Below are 1,567 nucleotides of genomic sequence, written 5' to 3'. Positions count from 1 at the left end.
CGGGCGCGGCGGATTGCGTCGCGGCGGCCTTCGCCGCGGCCGCCTTCGCCGCGGCCGCCTTCGCTGCGGCCGCTGCGGCCGCTGCGGCGGCCTTGTCCGCCGCCGAACGGTCGACGGCGGCCGTGGCTGCCTTCAGGGTCGCGGTCTCGGCCCTGGTGTTCTCGACGAGCTCGAAGACCTGCTCGGGGAAGAGCCGCGTGTAGTACGTGAGGGAGGCAACGGATGCCGTGAGCGCCGTGGCATCCGTCTTGCCTTTGGCCGCGGTCACCGTGCTCTTGGCGACGCTGAGGGCGGCTTTGGCGCTTTGGTCGGCGCGGGCCTCGAGGACGCCGCCGTAGGAGTCCAGCTGCTCGTAGTGCGAGCCGGTGCTTGCCGCGTGGGCGGCCGTCGCGGCGATGCTCTCGCTCTGGGCCGCAAGCGCGGGCTGCAGCACGAGGCCGTTGGCGACAACAGCGCCGACGGCCACGAGCGCGGCGATCAGCACTGTACCGCGGCGGTTACGGCGGAAGCGGGTGTTCCGGTCGCGGTCCCGGCGGGTTTTGCGGGTCTCGGTGACGCCGGCGGACTTTCGGGCAGACCATTGAAATGAGTTATGCATGACTTTCACCATTCGAACCGGCTCGTGCACGGGTGGCCGGGCGGTTCTTGTTCGACGTTCCACGGGCGGGGCTCCGCGCGGGCGAAGTTGTTAGTATGCAACGGGTTTCTGCAGAACTGCCACCCAAATCCTGTGAATCTCCCCCCAAAAGGGGGTCACCGCCGGATCCCGGCGAGGGCGGATTCGCCCTCCGGAAGCACCCCGATGCCTATGCTGGAGGGGACATGAGACTCTTCCTGATCCGCCACGGACAGACCCCCGCCAACGTTCTCGGCCAGCTGGACACCGCCCACCCGGGTCCCGGCCTGACCGACCTCGGCGCGCGCCAGGCCGCCGTGATTCCGGACTCCCTCCGCTCGGAACCGATCGACGCGATCTTCGCGTCGACGCTCCTCCGCACGCAGCTCACCGCGGAGCCGCTCGCGGTCGACCGGCGCCTCGAGGTGCACGTGGCCGAAGGCCTGCACGAGATCGAAGCCGGCTCGCTCGAGGGCCTGAGCGACCGGGCATCCGTTCGCGCGTACATGGAGACCGTCTTCGCCTGGGGCGCCGGTGACCTCGACACCCGGATGCCCAGGGCCACGGACGGGCACGCCTTCTTCGCCCGGTTCGACGCCGATATCGAGCTCGCGGCCTCCGGCGCCGAAACCGCCGCCGTTTTCAGCCACGGGGCGGCGATCCGCGTCTGGACGGCCGCCCGCGCCCGCAACGTGCCGCCGATGTTCGCGGGCACGAACGACCTCATCAACGCGGGAGTTGTTGAGCTGACCGGCTCGCCGGACGCCGGCTGGACGCTCGTCTCCTGGGCGGGCCTGGTCGTGGAGCCTGTTCCTCGCCGGGCCGCTCGCTGAGCCGGGCTAGTCGCTGAGCCGGGCTAGGGCGTGTCTCCTAATCGAATCGTGATTCGTTTGGGAGGCTGGAGGAATGTCGCGTACTGCTCTGCTGACCGATGACCAGTGGACTCGGATT

At 69.9% G+C, this 1,567-nt stretch carries 1 protein-coding gene and 1 pseudogene; one reads left to right on the top strand and one right to left on the bottom strand.

What is annotated here, in order from left to right:
• Positions 1 to 598 (bottom strand): annotated as a pseudogene (locus E3O23_RS18315) (hypothetical protein); the annotation flags it as partial.
• A gap of 224 nt (positions 599 to 822) precedes the next feature.
• Between E3O23_RS18315 and E3O23_RS12030 the strand changes: the two are divergent.
• Entirely contained in the window at positions 823 to 1,449 is a 627-nt protein-coding gene (locus tag E3O23_RS12030; protein ID WP_134491343.1) for a histidine phosphatase family protein, read from the top strand.
• Positions 1,450 to 1,567: the final 118 nt, after the last annotated feature.

Source organism: Cryobacterium tagatosivorans (assembly GCF_004402215.1).
Lineage (GTDB): Bacteria > Actinomycetota > Actinomycetes > Actinomycetales > Microbacteriaceae > Cryobacterium > Cryobacterium tagatosivorans.
Note: the sequence above shows the minus strand (reverse complement) of the source record. Positions and strands in the feature narration are given on the sequence as shown.

Excerpts from the sequence above, each read along its gene's own strand:
- E3O23_RS12030 (WP_134491343.1), top strand. The coding sequence starts at position 823 with ATGAGACTCTTCCTGATCCGCCACGGACAGACCCCCGCCAACGTTCTC.